Here is a 23,775-nt window from a genome sequence, read left to right as displayed (position 1 = left end):
CGCCGCCGCGGTGGTGCTGGCCGGGCTGGGCTCCGCCGCCCTGCTGCGGCCGAACGATCCCGCCGCCTCGGCGGAGGTGGCGGTGGTCGGGCGCGGCACGGTCGAGGACACGGTGACCGCGCTCGGCAGAATCCAGCCGCGCGCCTATGTCGATGTCGGCGCCCAGGTGTCCGGCCAGTTGACGCGGCTGCACGTGACGGTCGGGCAGATGGTCCGCGAGGGCGACCTGCTGGCCGAGATCGACCCCGCGCTGCAACAGGCCAAGGTCGAGGCCGGGCGTGCCGAGCGCGCCCGCCTGACCGCCCTGCTGACCGAGCAAAGGGCCCGCGCCGACTTCGCCGAGGCCCAGCTGTCCCGTCAGGCCGCGCTGCGGCGGACCGGCGCGGGCCGTGGCGAAGCCCACGATCAGGCCCGCATGGAGGCGCGCATCGCCGCCGCCCAGGTGGAGGCCACGCTGGCCCAGATCCGCCAGACGGAATCGACCCTCCAGGCCGACGAGGCGCAGCTCGGCTACACCCGCATCTACGCCCCGATGAGCGGCACGCTGATCGCCGTGGACGCCCGCCAGGGCCAGACCATCAATTCGGCCTACGAGGCGCCCGTCCTGATGCGGATCGCCGACCTGTCGGCCATGACCGTGTGGACCCAGGTGTCGGAGGCCGACGTGACGCGCCTGAAGGACGGCATGCCGCTCTACTTCACCACGCTCGGCCATCCCGGACGGCGCTGGACGGCGCGGTTGCAGCAGATCCTGCCCGCCCCGCCGAAACCGCCGGCGTCCGGGAGCGGCGGCGGATCGTCCCCGTCCGGCGGCGGCGGTTTCGGCGGGGCGGGCAACAGCGTCGTCCTCTACACGGCCCTGTTCGAGGTCGCCAACGACCGGGGGGAACTGCGCCCCGACATGACCGCCCAGGTCTTCTTCGTGGCCGCCGCGGCGCAGGACGCCGTCACCGTTCCGGTCGCCGCCCTGACTCCCGTCGACGAACCGGCGGGGCTGCACAGCGTCGCGCTGATCGGCGTCGGCGGGACGGTGGAGACGCGCGAAATCCGCGTCGGGGTGCGCGACCGCTTCAACGCCGAGGTGCGGCACGGGCTGGCCGGGGGCGAGCGGATCGTGGTGGGCTGGCGGACCGCCGACGGACGCCCGCCCAAGATCGGATTCCGGCTGTGAGCGGGCCGCTTCTGGTCCTGGAGGGCATCCGCAAGACCTACACCAGCGGCGGCGGCGTGGCCGTGGAGGTGTTGCGCGGCGTTTCCCTGACCGTCGCGGCGGGGGAGTTCGTCGCCATCGTCGGCAGTTCCGGGTCCGGCAAATCGACGCTGATGAACATCCTCGGCGGGCTCGACCGCCCGACCTCCGGGCGCTACCGCGTCGGCGGGCGGGACGTGACGGCGCTGGAGGGCGACGAGCGGGCGGCGCTGCGGCGGGACGGCTTCGGCTTCGTCTTCCAGCACTACCACCTGATCCCCGGCACGACGGCGCAGGAGAATGTCGAGATGCCGGGCCGCTACGCCGGCCTGCCCGCCGCGCTGCGCGAAAGCCGCGCCGCGGAGTTGCTGGGCCGCCTGGGGCTGGAGGAGCGGCGCCATCACCGCCCCAACCAGCTTTCGGGCGGCCAGCAGCAACGGGTGTCCATCGCGCGGGCGCTGATGAACGACGCCCCGGTGATCCTGGCCGACGAACCGACCGGCGCGCTGGACAGCGCCAGCGGGGCCGAAGTGGTGGCTCTGCTGCGCGAACTGTCCGCCGCCGGGCGCACGGTGATCCTCATCACCCACGACCGGACGGTCGCCGAGGCCGCCGACCGGGTGGTCGAGATGCGCGACGGACGGATCGTCGCCGACGATGGCCGCCCCGCCCCGCCGCCGGGACTCCCGCCCGCCGCCCTTCGGGAGACGGTTGCCCCCGGCGCCTCGCTGGTGACCGGCGCGGGGGAGGCGCTGTCGGCGGCGCTGCGGTCGCTGGGGGCCAACGGCTTCCGGACGGCGCTGACCCTGCTCGGCATCGTCATCGGCGTGGCCTCGGTCATCGCCCTGCTCGCCATCGGCGAGGGCGCCAAGCAGGCGGTCATGGCGCGGGTCGGCGCGCTGGGGGTGAATCTGGTCTTCGTGCTGGCCGGCAGCGGTGACCCCCGCCTGCCCGTCACGCCGCTGACCGAGGCGGACGGCGAGGCCATCCTGCAATTGCCCAACGTCGAGAGCGTGATGCCCTACCTCGACACGCCGGTGATGGTCCGCCACGGCAACATCGACCACCGGACCAGCGGGCTGGCGACCTCCGCGTCGCTGCCGCTGACCCACCGCTGGCCGGTCGCCCGCGGCTCCTTCTTCACCCGCGCCGACGAGCAGGCCGGGGCGGCGGTCGCCGTCCTCGGGCACGGCGTCGCCGAACGGCTGTTCCCGCGCGGTGAATCGCCGCTGGGCAAGCATGTGCTGGTGAACAACATCCCCTTTCTGGTCACCGGCGTGATGGCGAAGAAGGGGGACCTGACCGGCAACCAGAACACCGACGACTGGGTGTTCGTGCCGCTGTCCACCGGCGTGCAGCGCCTGATCGGCAAGCCGGACCTGCAACTGATCCTGGTCTCGGTGCACGATGTGGGACGGATCAAGCAGACCCGCGACGCGATCCACGCCCTGCTCTCCGAACGCCATGGCCAGGAGGATTTCCAGATCCGCGACGTGACCGCGCGCATCCAGGCGGCGGCGGAGACCCAGGACACCATGACGCTGCTGCTCGGCTGCGCCGCGGTCATCACCCTGCTGGTCGGCGGCATCGGGGTCATGAACATCATGCTGGTCAGCGTGACCGAGCGGACCCGCGAGATCGGCATCCGCATGGCCGTCGGCGCCCGCGCCGCCGACATCGAGCGGCAATTCCTGATGGAAGCGGCCCTGGTGGCGGGGCTGGGCGGTCTGGTGGGGGTGGCGCTCGGGCTGCTGGGCGGGGCGGTGATCGGGCTGCTCGCCCTGCCGGTGGTGTTCACGGCGACCGCCATGGGCGGGGCGGTGACGTCCGCGGTGGTCACCGGCATGGTCTTCGGCCTGCTCCCCGCCCGCCGGGCGGCGCGGCTCGATCCGGTGGCGGCGCTGTCGAGTGAATGAGGGGCGATCCCGGCTCACCGGCCATTGGATCTTCTCCCGGGGCCGTTGCCCATGGGCTGAGGCTGGACGACGGGTGTTTCGCCGATCCGCAATCGCCCTTGGCACGCCACCGCGACCATCCGGGGGCCGGCCTGCGCGGTGCCGGTCAGCTGCCTCTACACCGAACGAGACGTGCGGTCGCTGATCCGCCTGGAGCGACCGCGCCGGTCTCGCCTTCCGGGCCGGAGGCGTGCCGTTCGGCAGGGCTGTTCTTGCCATCGGGAGCAGGACCGCCTAGAATATGCAGAAACGCCTTCCTTTTTCTGCAGGATCCGGCCCGTGTCGATCAACATCAAGAACCGCGAGGCCGACGCCCTGCTGGCCGAGCTGAAGGCGGCCACCGGCAAGGGCGCCTCGCAGCTCGTCCTGGAGCTGCTGCGCCGCGAGGCGCAGCGCCTGCGCGCCCGCCGGGTGCGCAGCGCCGACGACGCCGAGGCCCGCATGGCCCAGCTGCACCGCGAACTCGCCGCCCAACCCGTGCTCGACCCACGGTCGCCGGACGCGATCCTCGGTTACGACGACACTGGGCTGCCCCGCTGATGGCCCATTGCTGATGGCCCATTCCTGATGGTCGTCGACACCTCCGCCATCATGGCGATCCTGCTCGCCGAGCCCGACGCCGCGCGCTACGCCCGCGCCATCGGCGCCGCCGACGTCCGGCTGATCTCGGCCGCCACCGTGCTGGAATGCTCCATCGTGGCGATCGCCCGCTTCGGCAACGACGCCACCCTGGCGGCCTGGATGGCCGACCATGCCTTCGAGGTCGTGGCGGTCGATGCCACCCAGGCCGGACTCGCCCGCGACGCCTTCCTGCGCTTCGGCAAGGGGCGGCATCCCGCCGGCCTCAACTACGGCGACTGCTTCTCCTACGCCCTGGCCAAGACGACCAACGAACCCCTGCTGTTCAAAGGCAACGACTTTCCTCTGACCGATCTCACCCCGGCCCTGGGAGCGCTGCAATAGCCGGCCCTGAGGCGGGCCCGCCGCCGGCTCCAAGGAAACGCCGTCAGCGCAACCCAGCCTCCACCTGCTCCGCGATCCGCGAAAGCGCTGCGTCCATCGCCGCCGGCGGACCGCTCTCCAGGCTGTCCAGCACGACCAGACGGGCACCGCCATCGGCCACCGCCCTGGCGATCTCCGGCGCCGGCTGGCGGTGATGCAGCACCACCGGAATGTGCTCGGCCTTGAGGGCGGCGGTCAACTCGGCCAGACGCTCGGGCGTCCAGTCGCGGTCGTCGCGGGCCTGGACCATCCGCAGATCGAGCCCGAGGTCGGCGGCCAACGTGGCGAAGCGGTCGGACAGCGCCGCCGCCGATGGATCGGGCAGCGCCGCGAAGGACCGGGCGGACCGGGACGACAGCGTCAGCAGCCCGCGCTTCAGCGCGGCGAGGTTCCCGTCGATGGCGGCGGCGGAATCGGGATAGAGGCGCCGCAGGTCGGCGGCCAGGATGTCGGCCATCCGCCCGGCGTTGGCGATGCCCAGCCAGGGGAAGGCCGCGCCGTTGCCAAGCGCGATGCCCGGCAGCGCGCCGTCCACGGGCCGGGCGGCGTCGATCTCGACCAGCCGGATGTTGGCGCGCCGCGCCAGCGGGTAGAGCGGGTCCTCCCCCCAGGCGGAGCGCAGCGTCAGCACCGCGTCGGCCTTGCGGGCGGCCTCCGCCAGCTTCGCTTCGCCGCGCCCGCTCAGAAAGGCGTGCTGGCGCCCCATGGGAATGGCCGGCGGCACCACCGTTTCCACCGCCACCGGCGTGCCCTTGGTCAGAGCCTGGGCCAGCCCGGCGGTGACCGGATGCCCGGCCAGCACCGTTTCGGCGGAGGCGCCCGCCACCGTGGACAGCAGCAGGAGCGCCGCGAGCGTGACGCGCTTCATCCCTCGTCCCCCTTCATGAACAGACGCGCCAGCAGCGCCCCCAGAAACAGCAGCCCCGCCGCCAGGATGATGGCGCCGCCCGAGGGCACCGGCAGGGCGAGTTGCACGGGCAGCAGGATTCCGGCCACCGCCGCCACGCTGGCGAAGGCGACCGACAGCAGGAAGAAGCCGCGCAGCGACGAGGCGACGACCCGCGCCGCCGCCGCGGGAATGACCAGCAGCGCCCCCACCAGGATCGCGCCGATGATCTTGACCGAGGCGACGGTGACGACCGTCACCAGAACGATGAACAGATAGTCCAGCCCCTTCACCGGCACGCCGCGCACCCGCGCCAATGCCGGGTTGAAACTGGCCAGCAGCAGCCGGTTGAACAGCGGCAGCATCAGCGCGGTCACCCCGGTGGCCACCGCCAGGAGGACGGTCAGGTCGCGGTCGTCCACCGTCAGCACCGAGCCGAACAGCACGTTCTCCAGGATGTGGATGTTGACCCGGCTCGCCAGGATCAGCAGCAGGCTGGCGCCCAGCGCCAGCGACACCGACAGGAAGACGCCGATCAGCGTGTCGGCGGTCAGGTTGCTGCGGTTGCGCGTGTAATTCACCAGCAGCGCGAACAGCAGGCAGTAGCCGAACAGGCTGGCGTAGGGGCCGGTGTAGGGTTCCCCCACCAGGATGCCGATGGCGACCCCGGTCAGGGCCGCGTGGCCGACCGCTTCGGAGAAGAAGGCCAGCCGCTTGGTCACCACCAGCGTGCCCAGCCCGCCCAGAACCGGGCCGATGACCAGCCCGGACAGCAGCGCGTTGACCAGGAAGCCGTGGGTCAGGCCGGCGGGCAGCAGCCCGGCCCCGGCCCAGCCCTGGACCAGGGCGCGCAACGCCTCGAAGCTCATGACGCGATTCTCTCCGTGGCGGCGCGGCGGGGAACGGACGAAAACAGGTCGAACACCCTTTCCGGCGACAGCATTTCCAGAGGATGGCCGTCGAACAGCACATGCTTGTTCAGGCCGGTCACCCGCGTCGCCAGCCGGCGCACCTGGGCCAGATCGTGCTCCACCCACAGGACCGTGGTCCCGGCGGCGGCGAGGTCGGCCAGCAGGGAGTCGAAGATGGCGATTCCGGCCTCGTCCAGCGCGGTCATCGGCTCGTCCAGGACGATCAGGTCGGGCGCCGGGATCAGCGCCTGGGCGAGCAGGACGCGCTGCCGCTCGCCGCCCGACAGGGCGCCGAAGCGGCGGCGCTCCTTGCCGGCCATGCCGACGCGGGCCAGCGCCTCGCCATAGCCCATGCGGCGGTCCGGCCCCAGGAAGGCGGGGCGCCGCTGGCACAGGACGGCCAGGAAATCCTCGACGGTCAGCGGCAGGCCGCGGTCGAACTCGACCGATTGCGGCACATAGGCGACCGTGCCCGGCCCGTCTCCCGGCCAGTCGAGCCGGATGATGCCGCGGTGCGGCGCCTGCCCGAGCAGGGCGCGGATCAGCGAGGATTTGCCGCCGCCGTTGGGGCCGACCACCGCGTGCACCGTGCCCGCCGCGACATGCAGGGACACGCCCTCCAGGATCGCGGTGCGCCCCAGCGTCAGGTCCACCCGGTCGAACAGGATGGCCGGGCCGTGGATGCCGCGACCCGTCACGGCGCGGCCTCCGCCATGGCGAGAACCAGCGTGTCGAGGTTCCACGCCATCTCGCGCTCGAACAGGTCGGGCGCGTAGTCGCCGTGCGAAATGTGGGAGAAGGCGTAGAGCCGGATGCCGGTCTCCCGCCGGATGGTCTCGACGTAGGCGCTGGGGAAGTTCAGCTCCGAGAAGATCACCTGCACGTCGAGCTTGCGCATCGTCGCAATGGTCTCCGCAAGCTGGGCCGGGCTGGGCTCGATGCCGTGGGCCGGCTCCACGACGGCGGAGACCTCCAGCCCGAATTCCCGCAGCAGGTAGTCGTAGGCGCCGTGGATGGTGGCGACGCGCAGGCTGGCGTTCCCCGCCGTCGCCAGCTTGGCCAGCGCGTCCGCCCGCAATTGCCGCAGGCGGCGGGAATAGGCGCGGGCGTTGGCCGTGTAGGCCGCGGCATTGTCCGGGTCCAGCCGCCCCAGCTCGCGGGCGATGGTGGAGACCTGGAGCACCGAGTTGGTGATCGACAGGAAGCTGTGCGGGTTGACCACCTTTCCCGACGCCCGCGCCGCCGTCCCGGCGGCGGGCAGCAGGGGCACGTCGGTGTTGGCCTCGACCACCGGCAGGCCGGGCTTGGAGGACGCGGCGATCATCCGCCCGGCGAAGTCGTCGTGTCCGATGCCGTTCAACACGATGGCGTCCAGCCCGCCGATGCGCTGGATGTCCTCCGGTCGCGGTTCGTAGGCGTGCGGGTTGAAGCCGGCGGGAATGATCGGCACCACCTCCGCCGCATCGCCGACGATGTTGGCGACGTAGGAATAGTAGGGGTGCAGGGTGACGCCGAAGCGGCGGCGCCCGCCATTTCCTCCGGGAGGGGCCGCAAGGGCGCGGGCGGGAACGGCGGCGGCGGACAGCGCGGCGGCAAGGACCCGGCGGCGGGTCAGGAACTGCGTCATCGGGTCACCCCGGCGGTGAAGGTGGAGACGATCCGCTTCCAGCCGGCGGCGGACAGCGCCGCCTCCCCGGATGGCACGGGCGGGGCTTCGGCGGCGCGTTTCAGCCAGATTTCGGCACCATGCCCGTCCATCCGCAGAATCAGGGAGCCGGCCTGTTCCGGCGCGGCGGAGACACCGGCATAGGCGACTCCATGGCCGGTTTCGGCCAGGGTCCAGGCATGGCCGCCGCGCGCCGCGGCGCTGGGATCGGCGGCGAAGGGCGGCAGGGCCTGGGCGGCCAGCTCTTCCGGCGTCGGCGCCCGGCCCTCCGTCCTCTGCAAGGCGGCGATCTCCTCCCCCGCCGCCTTCAGGTCGGCGTAGAGCCCCTGTTCGGCGGCGGTCAGGCCGGTCCGGGAATCGATGAGGTGCGCGGCCAGCGGCGCTTCCGCCTCCGGCGCGGTGCGCAGCCCGATGGCCAGGGTGGCGGAGGCGAGAATGGCGCCCGCGGCCAGCAGGACCCATAGGGTCTCGCGCTCGGCGCCCGCGCGGCGAACGATCTGGTGGTGCATGAACCCCGCCCTACTTGATCGCCGTATGCTCGATCTCGACCGTGTGGCCGGGGCCGGCGTCGAACAGGACGTAGAAGTCCTGCGCGGGCCGCGCGAAGGACAGGGTGGAATCCGGCCCCAGCTTGCCCTTGACCAGCACCTGCTCGTCGTAGGCGATGACGTCCAGCACGACGCCGGGCGCCTTCGACCCGTCGGAGAAGCCGCCGGTGCATTGCACCGTCTCGCCATCGACCATCCGGCAGTCGCAGATCGGGTAATGGGCCTGTGCCGTGCCGGCGGCGCACAGGGCGGACAGCGCCGCCAAGGCGAACACGCGCGGGGTCTTCATCGCTTACCTCCGAAAATATCCGCCAGGGGCAGGGACGCCTGATGCACCCCGCCGCTCCAGTCCTCCACCGTCACCCACAGTTCCTCGGTTCCGGCCAGCTCGTCGGGAACGGTCACGTCGGCCTCCCGCTCATAGGGGTTGCCGAAGGCGAGCGCACCGGCGGCGCGCAGGCTGCGCGGCTTGCCGACGCGCAGGAAGACGCCGCGCACGCGGTCGATGTCGGTGGGGCGGAGGTGGACGTGATACTCCTTCATCCGCTCTCCCGTCGGCATGCGGCGGGGCGCCTGATCGTAGGTGACCAGCGTGACCGGGAAGGGGCCGGCGGCGACGTCCCGCCGGATCTCGGGCGGGACGAAGATCGGTTTCGGGCTGAAGTAGTCGGGCAGGAAGGGAAGCGGCACCAGCATCATCAGCGCGCTGAGATGGAACTTGCCGCGCTGCCAGAACTTACGCATTGGACGAGCCCTCCGCCATCCCGGCCCCGCCGCGCCTGACGCCCCGCACCGCCTCGACCGTGGCGCGGGCGGTCCGCTTCATCCAGATCAGCATGCCGCTGAACACCAGCGTGGTCATCAGCAGACCGAAGGCGAACCAGATCAGCTTGACCGGCAAGCCGCCGAAATCGCCCGTGTGCAGGGCGCGCATGATGGTGCGGGTCAGCTCGATGCCCGACGCCGCGTCCATCCCGCCTTCGATGACGATCACCTCGGCGGTGAAGGGGTTCACCCGGACATAGTCGGGAAGCAGCGGCACCTGCCCGCTGGAGCCGCTCACCGTCGCCGGGTCGTAGGCGGTGCCGGGCAGCCACAGGTAACGCAGCCGCATGTCCGGCAGGGCCGCCGTGGCGGCTCTCACGACGGCGTCGGCGTCCACCTTCGGCGCGGTCGCGGCAACCGGGATCTGGTCGCGCGCGATGAGTACCGGCAGCTTCCCGCCGCCCAGCCCCATCCCGAGATGGAACAGCATCATGTAGATCAGGAACCACAGGCTGGTGACCGCGATGACCGCGATGAACCAGATCGACCATGTGCCGGCGACGCGGTGCAGGTCGCCCCACATCACGCGCGGCGCCTGACTCCAGCGGATGCGCGGCTGGTAGAAGGACTTCCAGAATCGTTTGTAGACCACCAGTCCGGTGATCAACGACCCGACGAGCGGAATCGCCAGCAGGGTCACCGCGTACCACCCCACGGGGAAGGTCATCAGCCAGCCGTGCAGCGCGCGGAAGAAGTTGCGGAACGAATTGCCGGTGGACATGCCCTGCACCGTCCCGCTGACCGGGTTGACCCAGGCGGTGGTGGAGGTGCCGTCGGGCATCGCCATCCGGGCGCCCACCGCCATGTGGGACCCGCCCCAGCTCAGCGAACTCACCCGCCCGCCCGGCGCCGCCGCTTCGGCGGCGGCGATCAGCGCGCTGGGCGGCAGGGGCTCTCCAGCGCCGGAGGCCCGCATGGCCGGATTGACCAGCCACATGATCTCGGTGCTGACCACGGCGATGGTCCCGGTCAGGCAGACGAAAAACAGGAACGCCCAGATGGGCATCGCCAGCCAGGAATGCCACAGGAACCACAGCCGCGTGCGCGACTTGCCAACGCTCATCTCGTCCTCTCAGAAGGAACCACCGGTCCTTCTGTTCAGACGAACGGGCGGGCCCCCCGCCTCACGACGAAATGCGAAGAATTCTCATTTTCGTTCGGAAGCGCGCCGCCGAAGCCCCCCGCACGAAGCGTGCGCTTGACATCACGCTAAAACCCTATTTATCTATATTGAATATGGACTATTTGCACGGCTGCAAGCTGTGATTATCGGCGCTGCAGCCGTCCGGACCATGCTCCCTCCCGGACAGGAGACCCGCCATGAAGGCCCCGGACGATTTCCACTGGATGCTGATCGCGTCGCTCAACCCGTCCTGCGCCGTGCCCCTGCCGCTGCCGCCGGAAGCTCCGGCGGACGCACCGGACCAGGACCGCGCGTGCGATCCGCCGCTCAACCACCTGATGGTGCTGGGGGCCGGCATCGCGATGGCCGCCCTTCCGGCGCTGCTGGCGGTGCTGGCCTGATCCTTCTACGCCTCGGCATCCGGCTGGCGCTCCGGCAGCGCGTCGGCGAAAGCCGGAATGGCGAGGCAGGCTTCCTCGATCCGCCGCAGCGTCGGATAACCGCTCAGGTCGCAGTCGAAGCGCCGCGCGTTGGCCATCTGCGGCACCAGACAGATGTCGGCGAGGCCGGCGGCATCGCCGTGGCAGAAGCGCCCGGTCTGCGGATCGCCGGCCAGTTGCACCTCCAGCCCTTCCAGCCCGACCGCGATCCAGTGCCGGTACCAGTCGTCCACCTCCGCCTGCGGATGCCCCATCGCCTTCAGACGCTGGAGGACCCGCAGGTTGTTCAGCGGATGGATGTCGCAGGCCACCGCCAGCGCCAGCGAACGCACCCGCGCCCGCGCCAGCGGCTCCCTGGGCAGGAGCGGCGGTTCGGGGTGCGTCTCGTCGAGATACTCGATGATGGCGAGCGACTGGGTCAGCACCCGGCCGTCCATCTCCAGCGCCGGCACCAGCTTGTGCGGGTTCAGATCGACGAAGGGTGCGGCCTTCTGCTCCCCCTTGCGCAGGTGGACGAAGACCTGTTCGGCCTCGATGCCCTTCAGGTTCAGCGCGATGCGCACCCGGAAGGCGGCGGAGGAGCGGAAGTAGCCGTGCAGTTTCATGACGATCCCCAAAGGCCCCTCGCCAACCCTGCCGGGCGGGGGGAGGTCAAGCGCGATCAGCCCTGCAAGGCTTCCCACATCTCGCGGTCGCGGTCGGCGGTCCAGATCTTCGGATCGCGCAGGCCGCCGGCCTCGTCATAGGCGCGCGACACGTCGAAGGGCAGGCAGTGCTCGAAGATCACCCAGCCGCCAAACTGCGGCTCCAGCGCGTTGCGCGCTTCGGCGAAGGCGTCCCGGAGCGACGCACCCTTGCTCCGCGCCTGCTTCACCGTCTGGTACATCAACGCGACGAAGGCGCGGGTCTCGTTGATGGCCTTGCCGCACAGCTCCGGCGTCATCAGAGCGTCGCCGCGCCCCGGCACCAGCCGCGCCGGGTTCAGCGCCGCCAGCCGGTAGAGCGTCTGCGGCCAATCCTCCAGATAGGCATCTCCGGTGTAGGGCGTGGCGCCGTACTCCACGAGGTCGCCGGAATAGAGCACGCGGTCCTCCGGCAGCCAGACGACCGTGTCGCCCTTGGTGTGCCCGCGGCCCAGTTGCATGATCTCCACGCGCTTCCTGCCCATGAAGACGGTCAGCTTGTTCTCGAACACGATGGTCGGCCATGTCAGGCCGGGGATGCTCTCCGAGCCCTGGAACAGGCGCGGGAAGCGGCCCAGCTCGGACTCGTAGTCCTGCTGCCCGCGCTCCACGATCAGGTCGTAGGTGTCGCGGCTGGCGATGATCTGTTCGGCGTTGTAGCCGCTCGCCCCCAGCACCCGCACCGCGTGATAGTGGGTCAGCAGCACGTATTTGATCGGCTTGTCGGTGACCGTGCGGATGTGGGCGATGACGTCCTCGGCCATGCGCGGCGTGGCCTGGGCGTCGATCACCATCACGCCGTCGTCGCCGACGATGACGCCGGTGTTGGGATCGCCCTCGGCGGTGTAGGCGTAGGCGCCGGGCGCCAGTTCGGCGAAGGTGACCTTTTTCTGCTCAAGGTCGCCGGTGGACGCGAAGGCTTTCGACATGGATCGCTTCCTCTCCTCGTTCTTCTTTCAAAGGCCCAGATAGGCCTGCTTGACGCGCTCGTTCGCCAACAGGGCGGCGCCGCTGTCGTGCAGCGTGATCTCGCCGGTTTCGATGACGTAACCCCGGTCGGCGATGGCCAGCGCGGCGTAGGCGTTCTGTTCGACCAGCAGGATGGTGGTGCCCTGCTCCTTCAGCCGCTCCACCGCATTGAAGATCTCGCCGACCAGCAGCGGGGCAAGCCCCATGCTGGGCTCGTCCAGCAGCAGCACGCGGGGCTTCGCCATCAGCGCGCGGCCGATGGCGACCATCTGCTGCTGACCGCCCGACAGGGTGCCCGCCGGCTGGTTGCGCTTCACCTTCAGGACCGGGAACATCGCGTAGAGGTCCTCCAGATCCCGCTCCGGGTTGCCGCCGCGCCGGTAGGCGCCGAGCCGGAGATTGTCCTCCACCGACTGCGGCCCGAAAAGCTGCCGGCCCTCCGGCACCTGGATCAGCCCTTCCGCCACACGCTGGTGCGCGGGCATGCGGGTGATGTCGCGGCCCTCGAACTTGATGGTTCCGCTGGTCGCCGGATGCACGCCGGACAGGGTGCGCAGCAGCGTCGTCTTGCCGGCCCCGTTGGCGCCGACCAGCGCCACCAGCTCGCCCTCGCCCACGGTCAGGCTGGCCGACTTCAGGGCATGGATGCGTCCGTAATGCGCGTTGAGGCCCTCGATTTCCAGAAGCATGGCTCAGGCCCCTCAATCCATGGTGCCGAGATAGGCCGCGACCACGTCGGGGTTCGCGGCGACCTCGCCGGGCGTGCCCTCGGCCAGCTTGCGGCCGTAATTCAGCGCGGTGATCCGGTCGGAAATGCCCATGACCATCTTCATGTCGTGCTCGACCAGGATGACGGTGACGCCCGACGCCGCGACCGTCTTGATCACCTCGTCGATCTCGCGGCTTTCCGTGGCGTTCAGGCCGGCGGCGGGCTCGTCCAGCAGCAGCAGCTTCGGCTCCGACGCCAGCGCGCGGGCGATCTCCAGCCGCTTCAGCGCGCCGTAGGGCATGGAGGAGGCGTGCGCGTCCACATATTTCGCCAGACCGACCGACGTCATCAGCTCCGCCGCGCGCTCCTTCGCCTCCCGGTCCTTCCGCACCAGCGACGGCAGACGGAACAACGACGGCAGCAGCCTGCCGTTCAGGTGCAGGTGCCGCCCGACCATCACGTTCTCGATGGCCGTCATGTTGAAGAAAATCTGCAAATTCTGGAACGTGCGCGACATGCCGCGCGCCGCCAGCTTGTAGGGCGGAAGGCCGGACACCGTCGCCCCGTCGAAGAGCACCGTGCCGCGGGACGGCTTGTAGACGCCGGTGATCAGGTTGAACAGCGTGGTCTTGCCGGCCCCGTTCGGCCCGATGATCGAATGGATGTCGCCCTGCGAGACGGTGAAGCTCAGATTCTCGATGGCGAGCACGCCGCCGAACTCGCGGCTCAGATTCTCCACGCCCAACAGCGCCTTCGACGGTGCGGCCACGGGAGTCACGGCGTTCTCCCCGTGCGGGATGGGGGCGTTGGCGAGCATGGTCATGCCCGCCTCCGCTGGGCGATCAGCCCCTCGATCGTGGGCAGCAGGCCCTTGGGCATGAAGACCATGGTGAACATCAGGATCGCCCCCAGCACGATCTGCGAGTAGTCCTGGAACACGGTCAGCGCCTGCGGCAGCACCGTCAGCAGGACGGCGCCGATCACCGCCCCGAAGGTCGAGGCCATGCCGCCGAACACCACCATGGTGACCAGCTCGATGGACTTGAAGAAATCGGCCTTGGCCGGGGTGATCAACCCCGTGTAGTGGGCGAACAGGCTGCCCGCCACGCTGGCGAACACCGCCGAAACGACGAAGGCCATGACCTTGTAACGGGCGGTGTCCACCCCGACGACCTCGGCGGCCACCTCCGACCCGTGCACCGCGCGCAGCGCGCGGCCGACCGGGCTGTCGATCAGGTTCAGGCTCAGCCACACGGCGATGAACAGCACCACGCCAACGACCCAGTACCAGGTCTTCTCGCCGTACAGTTCCAGCCCGAAGATCTTGAAGCTGTCCACCATCATGCCGTCCGGCCCGCCGGTCAGGCCGGTCTCGGTGCGCAGCACGATGGACACGATGATGCCGATGCCCAGCGTCGCCATCGCCAGATAGTGGCCCTTCAGCCGAAGGATCGGCTTGGCGAGCAGAAAGGACAGGACGCCCACGGACACGGCGCCGGCCAGCAGCGCCGCGATGGGGGGCCAGCCGTAGGTCGTGACCAGGATGCCCGACGCATAGGCTCCGATGCCGAAGAAGCCCGCATGCCCCAGGCTGATCTGCCCGGCATAGCCGATCAGCAGGTTCAAGCCCACGCAGACGATGGCGTTGAAGCCGGCCAGGATGGCGATGTCGAGATGGAAGTTGTTGGTCAGCGCAAGCGGCAGCGTGGCGATGACGGCGGCCAGCGCCGCAAGGCTGAGCAGCCGCGTGTTGATCGGCGGCGATGCGGTGGTGCGCGTGGCGGCGATTTGGACCATGGCGGTGTACGTCTCCTCACACGCGCTCGGTGCCGCGCTTGCCGAACAGTCCGCTCGGCATGAACAGCAGCACCAGAAGGATGATGACGAAGGCGACGGCGTCCTTGTAGGCCGACGAGATGTATCCGGCGCCCAGCGCCTCGGCGATGCCGACGATCAGGCCGCCCGCGACCGCGCCCGGCCCGTTGCCGAGGCCGCCCAGCACCGCCGCCGTGAAGCCCTTCAGCCCCAGCATGATGCCCATCTCCGTGTAGGAGAAGGTGATCGGCGCCACGACCGAACCGCCGATGGCGCCCAGCGCCGCCGACAACGCGAAGGAAATCAGCACGACCCGCTTCACGTTGATGCCGACCAGCTGCGCGGCCAGCCGGTTGTGCGAGGTGGCGAGCATCGCCTTGCCGGCCAGCGTCCGGTTGAAGAAGACGCCGATGGCGACGATCAGCACGGCGGCGCAGCCGATGACCCACAGCGACTGCGGCTGCATCGACGCGCCCAGGACGTTGATCGGCGTCTCGCCCGAGAAGGCTTCCAGCCGCTTGAAGTCCTTGCCCCAGACCAGCTCCGCGACGCCGCGCAGAAAGATGGAGGCGCCGATGGTGATGATGATGAGCGTCACGACCGAGGCGTTGCGCGCCCGCTCCACCGTGAACTTGGCGACCAGCACGCCGACGAGCATCGCCCCGCCGCAGCCCATCAGAATGGCGAGCGGCAGGGGCACGCCCGAGGCGGTCAGGGTCGCGGCGGCCATGCCGCCGATCATGATGAACTCGCCCTGGGCGAAGTTGATAACGTGGCTTGCGTTGTAAATGATCGAGAAACCGAGCCCGGCCAGCGCGTAAATCGCGCCAATCGTCAGCCCCGACAGCAGATACTGCAGGAATTCGGCGAACATTCTTCTGGTTTCCTCCCGTGCCGCCTTCGTCCCCTCCCCCGCCTGGGGCGGGAGAGGGGAGAACGGTCTTATTTCACCAGCGTCCAGTCGCCCTGCTTGATCTCCACCATGTGGAAGGCGTCGAGGCCCAGGCCCATGTGGTCCTTCGCGCTCATGTTCACGACGCCGCCGGTGCCGACATAGCCCTTGGTCTGCTCGATGGCGTCGCGCAGCTTGGCCTTGTCGGTGCCGCCCGCGCGCTTCACCGCGTCCAGCGCAATCATCAGGCCGTCGTAGGCGTGACCGGCGAAGGTCGAGACCTCCGACTTGAAGTTGTCCTCGTAGACCTTGGTGAACTCGGTCACGACCTTCTTCTGCGGGTCGCTGTCGGGCAACTGGCTGGCGACGACCAGACCGGCCGCCGGCAGACGCACGCCCTCGGCGGCGCCACCGGCGAGACGGATGTACTCCTTCGACGCGACGCCGTGCGACTGGTAGAGCGGCAGGTTGATGCCAAGCTGGCGGTAGTTCTTGGTCACCACCGCCGGTCCCTGGCCGAGGCCGAAGACCAGCACGGCCTGGGCGTTCGGGTTGTTCTTGATCTTGGTGAGCTGCGCGGTGACGTCGGTGTCCTTGGCGCCGTAGGTCTCGTCGGCGACGACCTCGATCCCGCTCTCCTTGGCGGCCTTCAGCGCCTCGTCACGGCCGGACTTGCCGAAGCCGGAATCCTCCGACACCAGCGCCAGCTTGGTCAGCTTGCGCTTCTTCATGTCCTCCATGACCTTGTCGGCGGCCATGCGGTCGGTGTGCGGGGTCTTGAACACCCATTTCTTCACCGGCTCCACGATCACGACCGCGCCGGCCAGCGAAATGAAGGGCACTTCGCCGCGCTCCACCAGCGGGACGGCGGCCATGGTCGCAGCGGTGGTGGTGCCGCCGACGATCACGTCCACCTTGTCGCTTTCGATCAGGCGCTTGGTGAAGGACGCCGCCTTGTCCGCCGCACCGCCGTCGTCGTAGAGGACCAGCTGCACCGGGCGCCCATCGACGCCGCCGGCCTTGTTGATCCGATCGACATACAGCTCCAGCACGCGCTTTTCCGGTTCGCCCAGGAAGGAGGCCGGGCCGGTCGCCGACAGGATGGAACCGACCTTGACCGGCTCGGCGGCGACAGCCGTACCGGCTATCACGCCGCCGGCCATCACGCCGAAGGTGACGGTCCCGATGACCGTGGCCGCGGCGGCGGCCGCGTGCAGCAAGCGCTTTCCCATGCGTTTCTCTCCCGTTTGGATCGCCTGTTCCGTCGGCGGTTGGATACCCATAATGTTTCAAACGAAATTATTTCACCAGCAATAATTGAGACAAGCGGCATCGGACCGCACCCCGCCGCGGCCCGACCCGTGCGTCTCAGTGCTGAATGAGCAGTCCGGCCAACCGCAAGCGGGCGGCGCCGAAGGCTTCCACGCTGTCCTCGTAGGCGTCGCGGGCGACGGCGTACGCCTCCACCCCAACGGTGCGGATGCCGCGCGCGAAGAGGTCGCGGTGCAGATCCTCGCACCGGCCCAGCGTCACGTCGCTGATCAACCGCTGGCGGATGTAAGCCCGCGCCGCCTCCCGCGCCGCCGGGGGCAGGTCGTCGAAGGCCGGCACGTGGGGCAGCGCCTGCGTGGCGAAATCGCCGCGCAGTTCGTCCCACAGAGCCACCCAGTTGATGAATTCGTCGGCGGGAACGTGGTCGAGCGTCCTGGACCCGAAACGGGCCAGCACCCGCCGGCCGGCGGACAGCAGGCGGTCAGGCGTCGCGTGCGTGTGGGCCATGGTTTCCTCCCCCATGCGTACCAGAGCTGGACCCAAAGCGCGAAAGCCGGCGCGCGGATTTTTCCGTCGCGCCGGGCGGGCACCGTCAAGCCACGGCGTGAACCGGGGCGTCGGCGGCCTCGTAACTGACGCGCATATCATAATCCGGTTCGACGCCAGTGGGCATCGGAATCCCGACCTCCTTCAGCCGCTCCTCAAGCAGTTGCAGGTATTCCGCCTGCAATTCCTCCGGCCTCTTCACCTTCAGCCCGTACTCGTGGTGCAGGTCGAAATTCGCGGAGCGCACCTCGCCGAACGACGGACGGCCGAAGAAACCCAGGCCCATGCGCATGAATTTCGGAACGCGGGCCGCCATGTCCTCCCGCGCGGCGTCGCCGCCGAACTCCAGCACGCGCTTGGCCGCCCAGACGCCGAAGGCGAGGTGGCCGAACTCCTCCTTGTGGATGCGGGCGTTGACCCGCGCCCACGGCAGGTAGGAACAGTCGCGGTACTGGCCGAGGAAGGCGACGGCGGCGGGCGTCACCACCGTGGAGAACAGCGCCACGTCGGTCCAGCCATCGAAGAACCGCTCCCAGTTCTGCCGGCGGAAGCCGTTGATGACGTTGACCTTGGCGGGGTCGGGATTGTCCGGATGGGCGACCAGCTCCTGCAGCCGCGCGTCCACGTCCACGCCCAGATCCTGCATCAGGTTCCAGACATAGTAGGCGTGGCCCATCTCCTCCATGACCTTCTTGGAAAGGCGGTAGGCTTCCTCCGGCCGGGGGGCGAAGCGCATGTTCTCCGCCACGCGCTGGGCGCCGGCGTATTCGGAATCCCCCTGGAACGACATCAGATGCAGCAACGCCTTCCGATAGTCGTCGGGAAGCGGATCCCCCTTGTCGTAGGTCTTCCACGTCCTGGGCATGTTTCCTCCGTCCTCGCCGGTTCACCCCATCGGCGGCCGCATTTTCGGGCTCGCGGGGGTGTCGACGTTATGACACAAACTGTGTTATTGATTGGACGGTAGTGTATCGCATTTATGCTTGTCAAACGGAAATTCAGCCTTCCCTAATGTCAATGGCGGCGAAAGAGAAACGGAATTTTCGTTTTTTCCCATTGGCTTAGAATTGGCTGCCGAAGAACCGCCGCGGTGTGACCGGTATAGCCAGACAGGACGCATATCATCTATAAAGTTGGTATCATACCGATGCGCTTAGCCCCGCCCGCCAATCGGAAGAGTTCCCCAGCATGCCCCGTCCGCGCCGCCCCGAAGACTTGGTCGCCCCGCTGATCGAGACCATCGCCCCGCGCGCCAAGTCGCTCATCATCACGGTCTACGGCGATGCGATCCTACCGCACGGCGGTTCCGCCTGGCTGGGCAGCCTGATCGACCTGATGGCGCATTTCGGGCTCAGCGAGCGCATCGTCCGCACCTCGGTCTTCCGGCTGTGCAAGGACGATTGGCTGATCAACACCCAGATCGGACGGCGCAGCTTCTACCGCGTCACCGAAAGCGGGCACGAGCGTTTCGCCGCGGCGGAACGGCGCATCTACGCGCCGCTGGTGCGCGGCTGGGACCGCGGCTGGCACCTGCTGCTGGTGGCACCCAACGCGCTCGACGTCGAAACGCGCGAGAAGCTGCGGCGGGAGCTGGTCTGGCAGGGGTTCGGCGCCGCCGCCAACAACGTCTTCGCCCACCCCAACTGCGACGAGGCGGCGATGCACCGCCTGCTCGCCGAACTGGGCATCGCCGACAAGGTGGTGCACATGAAGGCGACACACGACCGGACGTCCGGCTACGGCCCCTTGCGCGACCTGGTGCGCGGCTTCTGGGACGTGGATCAGCTGGAGCGCGACTACACCGGCTTCCTGGACCGCTTCCGCCCGGTGTGGCAGGCGCTGGATTCCGCCGATTCGCCCGACCCGCGCCTGTGCTTCGTGCTGCGCACGCTGATGATCCACGACTACCGCCGCATCCTGCTGCGCGACCCGATGCTGCCGCCCGACCTGCTGCCGCCCGACTGGCCGGGGCAGGAGTCGCGCATGCTGACGCGCAACATCTACCGCTTCGTCCGCCAGACGGCGGAATCCTTCCTGATGTCCGCCCTGACCACCGCCAACGGCCCCCTGCCCGAGGCGCAGCCCGCCTTCAACGCCCGCTTCGGCGGGCTGCTGGACGGCGAGTCGGACAACATCCGCGAACTGCTCCAGCGCGGCGGGGTCGGGTAACCCCCGAAAAAGCGATACATCGAAGACAGATTATCGAGTTTTTTCGCGTCTCTCCACGGCGCAAAGCGGTCACGCACGCCAAAAACTCATTCAACAACAGCAAATTAGAATAATCCCTAGCGATCATCAAAGCGATACACATTCCTGTTGCCGATCCAAACATACTGTGTCACGTTAATGAGCATACGGCGCGCCGCTGCCGCCCCGTGCGCATGAACCGGGCACACAACAACGAACGGCCCGGCCCGCAAAATCTCAGGAGGAAATGCCGGATGGCCAAGGATTACACCCCGATCGCGAACACCATGGAGTTTCCGCCCGACACGCCGCAGCCCAACGTCTATCCCCTGTCCTGGGAATCCCACACCAAGAAGCTGGAAGAGGTGTGGACCGCGGCGCAGCGCGAGAACTGGGACCCGGCCAAACTGCCGTGGGACAGCTTCGACGTGTCGAAGTATTCGTGGGAGGAGCGCGAGGCGATCGCCTACTGGTGGACGATCCTGTCGGTGTTCGACGCGTCGGCCCCGCCGGTCTTCGCCCACGCCCTGATCAAGACCTACGAGGTCCACGAGGAAGACCCCGTCCGCCGCTGCTTCTTCTCCGTCACCCGTGACGAGCAGAATCACGAGCAGATGTGCGGCATGGCCATCACCAAGCTGCTGGAGGCCACCAGCCCGCTGACCTACGTGCCGAAGACCGAACTCGGCAAGCGGTTGCAGCGCAACGCCCATTGGCTCTACTACAACGGCGGCCGCTATTGGGACGGCTACAAGAAGGCGGTGCCGAAATACTCGCTGGCCGTCCTTTTCAGCTCCTTCCTGATGGGCGAGATCGCGGCGGCGACCATCTTCCACCAGATGGCGGCGGGCTGCACCGAGCCGGTCTTCAAGGAGGCGTTCCGCAACATCGGCCGCGACGAAGGCCGCCACATGGCGATTTGCATGTCGGTGATGGAGCGCGACTATCCGCATCTGGAGGTCGAGGACCGCGCCATCATCACCAAGCAGATCCGCGCCGGCTACCTGTTCCTGTCGGCCGTGCTGTTCGAGCCGCCGCCGCAGTTCTGGGACCTGCCGGACGATTTCATCGCCACCCAGCGCGAGGCCGAGGAGATCGCCCGCAAGGCCGGCTTCCACATCCCGGCCTACGAGGCGAAGAAGGAGAACTGGCGCAACGCCATGCTGAACCTGAAGGGCGTTCTCGACCGCTACAACATTCCCTTCCCGGCGATCCCCGAGGTCGGCATCACCGGCGAGGAAATCCGCGACGTCGATATGGACGAGATCATTCCCGTCTTCTGAGCGTTCTCAACGCATCGGCACGAACTGACGTACGGCCGGCAGGGCTCCGCTCTCGCCGGCCGTCTCTTCCGAACAAGAATCCACCAAGAGTCTAGGGAGGACTCGTCCGTGAGCCGCATCCGCCTCCATCCCTCGGGCCGCGAAGTCGAGTGCCGCGAGGGCGAGACCGTGCTTTCGGCGCTGGAGCAGGCCGGTTACGCCCTGCCCAACAACTGCCGCGCCGGGGCCTGCGGGGAATGCAAGGTCAAGGTGCTGAGCGGCCAATTCGACCAGGGCATGGTGCTGGACATGGCGCTGTCCCAGGCCGAGCGGAAGGACGGCTACGGCCTGATGTGCATGGCCAAGCCCATCTCCGCGGAGCTGGTCATCGAGTACGGCACCGCCGACGCGCAGCCCAAGCTGTTCCCTCCGCGCGAAAACGTGCTGTTCATCGTCACCGACCGCATCCAGCGCACGCCGCGCATCGTGGAGCTTCTGCTGCGCCCGCTGGGACAGCCGCTGCGCTATTGGCCCGGCCAATACGTGATGCTGGGCGACGAGTCCGCCGGCATCCCGCCGCGCTGCTACTCCATCGCCAACGCGCCGCGCGCCGACGGGGAGATCGTCCTGCAGATCACCCGCGCCGAGGGTGGGGTGACCAGCCTGTGGGTTCACGACACGCTGAAAAGCGGGGACATGGTGAAGCTGTCCGGCCCCTACGGCACCTTCATCGGCGATCCGTCGGTGGACACGCCGGTGCTGTGCATGGCGGCCGGCTCCGGCCTCGCGCCCATCCTGGCGCTGGCCGACGCAGCGCTTCGGCGTGGCTACCGCCAGCCGGTGACGCTGCTGTTCTCCGCCTGCACCGACGACGACGTCTACGCCCGCGGCCTGATGGCCTATTGGCAGGCCAAGCACCGGAACTTCAAGTTCCTGACCACGCTGACCCGCGACCGGCAGGACGGGTCCGGCAAAGGGGGGCTGAGCGGGCGCATCCCGGTCGTCCTGCCCACGCTGTTCCAGGATCTGTCGGCGCACAGCGTGTTCATCGCCGGCAGCCCCGCCTTCGTCGAAGATTGCGCCCACGCCGCCAAGGCGCTGGGTGCGCGGGACGAGCTGATCCACAGGGAAGGCTACGTCTCGCAAGCCATCCCGGAGGCCCCGCCAGCCGAGCGGCTCGTGGCCAACGGGTGAAGGGGCGTCCCCTCACTTGGACGCGATAGACCCCACTGAACGCCCGGACCGCGAGGTCCGGGCGCTTTTTTCCGCGTCGCTTCAAGACCCGGCGGCTCAGGACTCCCGCGTGTGCGCATCGGCCAGCCCGTAGGGCGCCGGCGCCAGATTCACCACGCGGGAATAGAGCGCCCGCACGCTCTCCGCGGCGTCGCCGCTGAACAGCGGGTCCTTGTTGTCGGCGAAGGCGGCGTTGATCTCCACCCAGTCCCCGGGACGGAGCGCCTGCTTCGCCATGGGCATGACCACGCCCTCTTCCTTCTGCAGATGCCGCAGCTGAAGCCGCCGGTAATCCTCGGCCACCGCACGGAATGCCGCCCCGCTCCCCGGCGCGCCCGCCCGATAGGCGTCCAGCGCGGCGCGCAACCCGTTCGTGGCCTTCAGGCACAGGTCGTGCTCGGCCTCCAGCTCGTCCAGGATGCCCGCCGCGTCCGGGTCGCGCGCGCGCAGCGCCGTGAACAGGAAGCGGTCCTCCTTGGGATGATGGTACGTGTCCGGAAACTGCTGAAGATAATCCACGATGGCCGTGAGCAGCGGGAAGTCGGGCTCGGCCTCCCGCAGCACGATGTCGAAGATGTTGACCACCCGCATCAGGTTGCGGTGTTCGGTCTTGATGACGTTCAGCGCGTCGGTCATCAGTTTTGCCCCCGGTGTTGCACCACCGGCTGGTCGATGGCGCCGAAGACGCTGTCGCCGGCCCCGTCGAACATCTCGATCCGCACCCGGTCGCCGAAGCGCATGAAGGGGGTCTGCGGCTTGCCCGTCTCGATGGTCTCGATCGTGCGGATTTCGGCAAGGCAGGAATAGCCCACGCCTCCCTGCCCCACCGGCTTGCCCGGCCCGCCGTCCAGCTTGTTGGACACGGTGCCCGACCCGATGATCGACCCCGCCGCCAGGACGCGCGTCTTCGCCGCGTGCGCCACCAGCGTCGGGAAGTCGAAGGTCATGTCCACCCCGGCGTCGGGCCTGCCGAACAGCGCGCCGTTCAGGTGGGTGACCAGCGGCAGGTTGACCTTGCCGCCGTCCCAGGCGCCGCCCAGCTCGTCGGGCGTCACCGCCACGGGGGAGAAGCTGGACGCGGGCTTCGACTGGAAAAAGCCGAAGCCCTTCGCCAGTTCCGCCGGGATCAGGTTGCGCAAGGACACGTCGTTGACCAGCATCAGCAGCCGGATGTGCCCGCGCGCCGCGTCCGCCGAGACGCCCATGGGCACGTCGCCGGTGATGACGGCGATCTCGGATTCGAAGTCGATGCCGAACGCCTCGTCCGCCACCGGGATCGGGTCGCACGGCCCCAGGAAGGCGTCGGAGCAGCCCTGGTACATCAGCGGGTCGGTCCAGAAGCTCGGCGGCATGTCCGCCCCGCGCGCCTTCCGCACCAGTTCCACATGGTTCACGTAGGCCGAACCGTCTGCCCACTGATAGGCGCGCGGCAGCGGCGAGGCGGCCTGGGCCGGGTCGAACGGCTCGCCCGACGCTGCGTCCGCGTTCAACGCGCGGCTGACCGCCTCCAGCTTCGGCGCGACCTCCGTCCAGCCGTCGAGCGCCTGCTGCAAAGTCGGCGCGATGCCGGGGACCGCCCGGCACCGCGTCAGGTCCTTCGACACCACCACGAGCGTGCCGTCACGACCGCCCGCTTTCAGAGTTGCCAGCTTCATGCCGGGT

The 23,775-nt window shown here is 69.0% G+C and carries 27 protein-coding genes; 8 read left to right on the top strand and 19 right to left on the bottom strand.

Annotation, left to right across the window (positions count from 1 at the left end; all coding sequences use genetic code 11):
* The 4 genes from QSG27_RS09120 to QSG27_RS09105 all read left to right on the top strand — a co-directional run.
* A partial coding sequence (locus QSG27_RS09120; protein ID WP_306705333.1) for an efflux RND transporter periplasmic adaptor subunit occupies positions 1 to 1,171 on the top strand: 1,171 nt, incomplete at its 5' end.
* A complete protein-coding gene (locus QSG27_RS09115; RefSeq protein ID WP_306705331.1) occupies positions 1,168 to 3,105 on the top strand; it encodes a MacB family efflux pump subunit in 1,938 nt (645 codons plus the stop codon). The genes QSG27_RS09120 and QSG27_RS09115, both read left to right, overlap by 4 nt.
* Before the next feature lie 318 nt (positions 3,106 to 3,423).
* Entirely contained in the window at positions 3,424 to 3,684 is a 261-nt protein-coding gene (locus QSG27_RS09110; protein WP_306705330.1) for a type II toxin-antitoxin system VapB family antitoxin, read from the top strand.
* Between the two features lie 27 nt (positions 3,685 to 3,711).
* Positions 3,712 to 4,107 (top strand): type II toxin-antitoxin system VapC family toxin, encoded by a 396-nt coding sequence (locus QSG27_RS09105; protein ID WP_306705329.1) that lies wholly within the window; start codon positions 3,712 to 3,714, stop codon positions 4,105 to 4,107.
* A 43-nt stretch (positions 4,108 to 4,150) separates the two neighbouring features.
* On the opposite strand, the gene QSG27_RS09100 is transcribed toward QSG27_RS09105, so the two are convergent.
* Genes QSG27_RS09100 through QSG27_RS09065 form a run of 8 tightly spaced genes read right to left on the bottom strand, consistent with a single transcriptional unit; the run spans position 4,151 to position 10,045 of the window.
* Positions 4,151 to 5,014 (bottom strand): metal ABC transporter substrate-binding protein, encoded by an 864-nt coding sequence (locus QSG27_RS09100; RefSeq protein ID WP_306705327.1) that lies wholly within the window; start codon positions 5,012 to 5,014, stop codon positions 4,151 to 4,153.
* On the bottom strand, positions 5,011 to 5,901 hold the full coding sequence (locus tag QSG27_RS09095; protein ID WP_306705325.1) for a metal ABC transporter permease: 891 nt from the start codon (positions 5,899 to 5,901) through the stop codon (positions 5,011 to 5,013). The genes QSG27_RS09100 and QSG27_RS09095 overlap by 4 nt, the downstream gene beginning before the upstream one ends.
* Positions 5,898 to 6,641, bottom strand: a complete 744-nt coding sequence (locus tag QSG27_RS09090) for a metal ABC transporter ATP-binding protein (protein ID WP_306705324.1) — start codon at positions 6,639 to 6,641, stop codon at positions 5,898 to 5,900. The genes QSG27_RS09095 and QSG27_RS09090 overlap by 4 nt, the downstream gene beginning before the upstream one ends.
* Positions 6,638 to 7,570: a metal ABC transporter solute-binding protein, Zn/Mn family gene (locus QSG27_RS09085; protein WP_306705323.1), complete on the bottom strand. Its 933-nt coding sequence runs from the start codon at positions 7,568 to 7,570 to the stop codon at positions 6,638 to 6,640. Before QSG27_RS09085 ends, QSG27_RS09090 begins: the two co-directional genes overlap by 4 nt.
* Positions 7,567 to 8,118, bottom strand: a complete 552-nt coding sequence (locus QSG27_RS09080) for a DUF6162 family protein (protein WP_306705322.1) — start codon at positions 8,116 to 8,118, stop codon at positions 7,567 to 7,569. The genes QSG27_RS09085 and QSG27_RS09080 overlap by 4 nt, the downstream gene beginning before the upstream one ends.
* A 10-nt stretch (positions 8,119 to 8,128) precedes the next feature.
* The gene (locus QSG27_RS09075; RefSeq protein WP_306705321.1) at positions 8,129 to 8,446 is read right to left on the bottom strand and encodes a hypothetical protein; all 318 of its coding nucleotides are present in this window, start codon (positions 8,444 to 8,446) and stop codon (positions 8,129 to 8,131) included.
* A complete protein-coding gene (locus QSG27_RS09070) occupies positions 8,443 to 8,901 on the bottom strand; it encodes a hypothetical protein (protein ID WP_306705320.1) in 459 nt (152 codons plus the stop codon). The genes QSG27_RS09075 and QSG27_RS09070 overlap by 4 nt, the downstream gene beginning before the upstream one ends.
* Positions 8,894 to 10,045: a PepSY-associated TM helix domain-containing protein gene (locus QSG27_RS09065; RefSeq protein WP_306705319.1), complete on the bottom strand. Its 1,152-nt coding sequence runs from the start codon at positions 10,043 to 10,045 to the stop codon at positions 8,894 to 8,896. Before QSG27_RS09065 ends, QSG27_RS09070 begins: the two co-directional genes overlap by 8 nt.
* Positions 10,046 to 10,302: 257 nt before the next feature.
* Here QSG27_RS09065 and QSG27_RS09060 point away from each other — a divergent pair, with 257 nt between their 5' ends.
* Positions 10,303 to 10,506 (top strand): hypothetical protein, encoded by a 204-nt coding sequence (locus tag QSG27_RS09060; RefSeq protein ID WP_306705317.1) that lies wholly within the window; start codon positions 10,303 to 10,305, stop codon positions 10,504 to 10,506.
* A 5-nt stretch (positions 10,507 to 10,511) separates the two neighbouring features.
* Here QSG27_RS09060 and maiA read toward each other — a convergent pair whose 3' ends face one another.
* The 9 genes from maiA to QSG27_RS09015 all read right to left on the bottom strand — a co-directional run bounded on the left by maiA (position 10,512) and on the right by QSG27_RS09015 (position 18,296).
* Entirely contained in the window at positions 10,512 to 11,150 is a 639-nt protein-coding gene (gene maiA, locus QSG27_RS09055; RefSeq protein WP_306705315.1) for a maleylacetoacetate isomerase, read from the bottom strand.
* Between the two features lie 56 nt (positions 11,151 to 11,206).
* Positions 11,207 to 12,157: an MBL fold metallo-hydrolase gene (locus tag QSG27_RS09050; RefSeq protein WP_306705313.1), complete on the bottom strand. Its 951-nt coding sequence runs from the start codon at positions 12,155 to 12,157 to the stop codon at positions 11,207 to 11,209.
* Positions 12,158 to 12,184: 27 nt separating this feature from the next.
* Positions 12,185 to 12,886, bottom strand: coding sequence for an ABC transporter ATP-binding protein (locus QSG27_RS09045; protein WP_306705311.1), 702 nt, complete (start codon positions 12,884 to 12,886; stop codon positions 12,185 to 12,187).
* A gap of 12 nt (positions 12,887 to 12,898) precedes the next feature.
* A complete protein-coding gene (locus QSG27_RS09040) occupies positions 12,899 to 13,729 on the bottom strand; it encodes an ABC transporter ATP-binding protein (protein ID WP_306705310.1) in 831 nt (276 codons plus the stop codon).
* Positions 13,726 to 14,703 (bottom strand): branched-chain amino acid ABC transporter permease, encoded by a 978-nt coding sequence (locus QSG27_RS09035; protein WP_306705308.1) that lies wholly within the window; start codon positions 14,701 to 14,703, stop codon positions 13,726 to 13,728. The genes QSG27_RS09040 and QSG27_RS09035 overlap by 4 nt, the downstream gene beginning before the upstream one ends.
* Positions 14,704 to 14,719: 16 nt before the next feature.
* Complete coding sequence (locus QSG27_RS09030; RefSeq protein WP_306705306.1) at positions 14,720 to 15,595, bottom strand: branched-chain amino acid ABC transporter permease; 876 nt, start codon at positions 15,593 to 15,595, stop codon at positions 14,720 to 14,722.
* A 68-nt stretch (positions 15,596 to 15,663) separates the two neighbouring features.
* Positions 15,664 to 16,845: an ABC transporter substrate-binding protein gene (locus QSG27_RS09025; protein ID WP_407653193.1), complete on the bottom strand. Its 1,182-nt coding sequence runs from the start codon at positions 16,843 to 16,845 to the stop codon at positions 15,664 to 15,666.
* Between the two features lie 136 nt (positions 16,846 to 16,981).
* Positions 16,982 to 17,392, bottom strand: a complete 411-nt coding sequence (locus tag QSG27_RS09020; RefSeq protein WP_306705304.1) for a hypothetical protein — start codon at positions 17,390 to 17,392, stop codon at positions 16,982 to 16,984.
* A gap of 85 nt (positions 17,393 to 17,477) precedes the next feature.
* Entirely contained in the window at positions 17,478 to 18,296 is an 819-nt protein-coding gene (locus tag QSG27_RS09015) for a Phenylacetic acid catabolic protein (protein ID WP_306705302.1), read from the bottom strand.
* A 323-nt stretch (positions 18,297 to 18,619) separates the two neighbouring features.
* Between QSG27_RS09015 and paaX the strand changes: the two genes are divergently transcribed.
* The 3 genes from paaX to QSG27_RS09000 all read left to right on the top strand — a co-directional run bounded on the left by paaX (position 18,620) and on the right by QSG27_RS09000 (position 22,074).
* Positions 18,620 to 19,600, top strand: a complete 981-nt coding sequence (gene paaX, locus QSG27_RS09010) for a phenylacetic acid degradation operon negative regulatory protein PaaX (protein WP_306705300.1) — start codon at positions 18,620 to 18,622, stop codon at positions 19,598 to 19,600.
* Between the two features lie 272 nt (positions 19,601 to 19,872).
* Complete coding sequence (locus QSG27_RS09005) at positions 19,873 to 20,901, top strand: hypothetical protein (RefSeq protein WP_306705298.1); 1,029 nt, start codon at positions 19,873 to 19,875, stop codon at positions 20,899 to 20,901.
* Between the two features lie 108 nt (positions 20,902 to 21,009).
* Positions 21,010 to 22,074 (top strand): 2Fe-2S iron-sulfur cluster-binding protein, encoded by a 1,065-nt coding sequence (locus QSG27_RS09000; protein WP_306705296.1) that lies wholly within the window; start codon positions 21,010 to 21,012, stop codon positions 22,072 to 22,074.
* Positions 22,075 to 22,170: 96 nt separating this feature from the next.
* On the opposite strand, the gene QSG27_RS08995 is transcribed toward QSG27_RS09000, so the two are convergent.
* Positions 22,171 to 22,749 carry a hemerythrin domain-containing protein gene (locus tag QSG27_RS08995; RefSeq protein WP_306705294.1) on the bottom strand — a complete coding sequence of 193 codons (579 nt, stop codon included), beginning with the start codon at positions 22,747 to 22,749 and terminating at the stop codon, positions 22,171 to 22,173.
* Entirely contained in the window at positions 22,749 to 23,768 is a 1,020-nt protein-coding gene (locus QSG27_RS08990; RefSeq protein WP_306705291.1) for a fumarylacetoacetate hydrolase family protein, read from the bottom strand. The genes QSG27_RS08995 and QSG27_RS08990 overlap by 1 nt, the downstream gene beginning before the upstream one ends.
* Between the last annotated feature and the right edge of the window lie 7 nt (positions 23,769 to 23,775).

This window comes from Azospirillum isscasi, from assembly GCF_030849505.1.
Taxonomy (GTDB): domain Bacteria; phylum Pseudomonadota; class Alphaproteobacteria; order Azospirillales; family Azospirillaceae; genus Azospirillum; species Azospirillum isscasi.
The sequence above is the reverse complement of the archived record's forward strand: the minus strand, read 5'-3'. Positions and strand labels throughout refer to the sequence as shown.

Bases quoted from the DNA above. Each gene is read 5' to 3' on its own strand.
- QSG27_RS09105 (WP_306705329.1), top strand. From the start codon at position 3,712: ATGGTCGTCGACACCTCCGCCATCATGGCGATCCTGCTCGCCGAGCCC.
- QSG27_RS09100 (WP_306705327.1), bottom strand. From the start codon at position 5,014: ATGAAGCGCGTCACGCTCGCGGCGCTCCTGCTGCTGTCCACGGTGGCG.
- QSG27_RS09095 (WP_306705325.1), bottom strand. From the start codon at position 5,901: ATGAGCTTCGAGGCGTTGCGCGCCCTGGTCCAGGGCTGGGCCGGGGCC.
- QSG27_RS09085 (WP_306705323.1), bottom strand. From the start codon at position 7,570: ATGACGCAGTTCCTGACCCGCCGCCGGGTCCTTGCCGCCGCGCTGTCC.
- QSG27_RS09080 (WP_306705322.1), bottom strand. From the start codon at position 8,118: ATGCACCACCAGATCGTTCGCCGCGCGGGCGCCGAGCGCGAGACCCTA.
- QSG27_RS09075 (WP_306705321.1), bottom strand. From the start codon at position 8,446: ATGAAGACCCCGCGCGTGTTCGCCTTGGCGGCGCTGTCCGCCCTGTGC.
- QSG27_RS09070 (WP_306705320.1), bottom strand. From the start codon at position 8,901: ATGCGTAAGTTCTGGCAGCGCGGCAAGTTCCATCTCAGCGCGCTGATG.
- QSG27_RS09065 (WP_306705319.1), bottom strand. From the start codon at position 10,045: ATGAGCGTTGGCAAGTCGCGCACGCGGCTGTGGTTCCTGTGGCATTCC.
- QSG27_RS09060 (WP_306705317.1), top strand. From the start codon at position 10,303: ATGAAGGCCCCGGACGATTTCCACTGGATGCTGATCGCGTCGCTCAAC.
- maiA (WP_306705315.1), bottom strand. From the start codon at position 11,150: ATGAAACTGCACGGCTACTTCCGCTCCTCCGCCGCCTTCCGGGTGCGC.
- QSG27_RS09050 (WP_306705313.1), bottom strand. From the start codon at position 12,157: ATGTCGAAAGCCTTCGCGTCCACCGGCGACCTTGAGCAGAAAAAGGTC.
- QSG27_RS09045 (WP_306705311.1), bottom strand. From the start codon at position 12,886: ATGCTTCTGGAAATCGAGGGCCTCAACGCGCATTACGGACGCATCCAT.
- QSG27_RS09040 (WP_306705310.1), bottom strand. From the start codon at position 13,729: ATGACCATGCTCGCCAACGCCCCCATCCCGCACGGGGAGAACGCCGTG.
- QSG27_RS09035 (WP_306705308.1), bottom strand. From the start codon at position 14,703: ATGGTCCAAATCGCCGCCACGCGCACCACCGCATCGCCGCCGATCAAC.
- QSG27_RS09030 (WP_306705306.1), bottom strand. From the start codon at position 15,595: ATGTTCGCCGAATTCCTGCAGTATCTGCTGTCGGGGCTGACGATTGGC.
- QSG27_RS09025 (WP_407653193.1), bottom strand. From the start codon at position 16,845: ATGGGAAAGCGCTTGCTGCACGCGGCCGCCGCCGCGGCCACGGTCATC.
- QSG27_RS09020 (WP_306705304.1), bottom strand. From the start codon at position 17,392: ATGGCCCACACGCACGCGACGCCTGACCGCCTGCTGTCCGCCGGCCGG.
- QSG27_RS09015 (WP_306705302.1), bottom strand. From the start codon at position 18,296: ATGCCCAGGACGTGGAAGACCTACGACAAGGGGGATCCGCTTCCCGAC.
- paaX (WP_306705300.1), top strand. From the start codon at position 18,620: ATGCCCCGTCCGCGCCGCCCCGAAGACTTGGTCGCCCCGCTGATCGAG.
- QSG27_RS09005 (WP_306705298.1), top strand. From the start codon at position 19,873: ATGGCCAAGGATTACACCCCGATCGCGAACACCATGGAGTTTCCGCCC.
- QSG27_RS08995 (WP_306705294.1), bottom strand. From the start codon at position 22,749: ATGACCGACGCGCTGAACGTCATCAAGACCGAACACCGCAACCTGATG.
- QSG27_RS08990 (WP_306705291.1), bottom strand. From the start codon at position 23,768: ATGAAGCTGGCAACTCTGAAAGCGGGCGGTCGTGACGGCACGCTCGTG.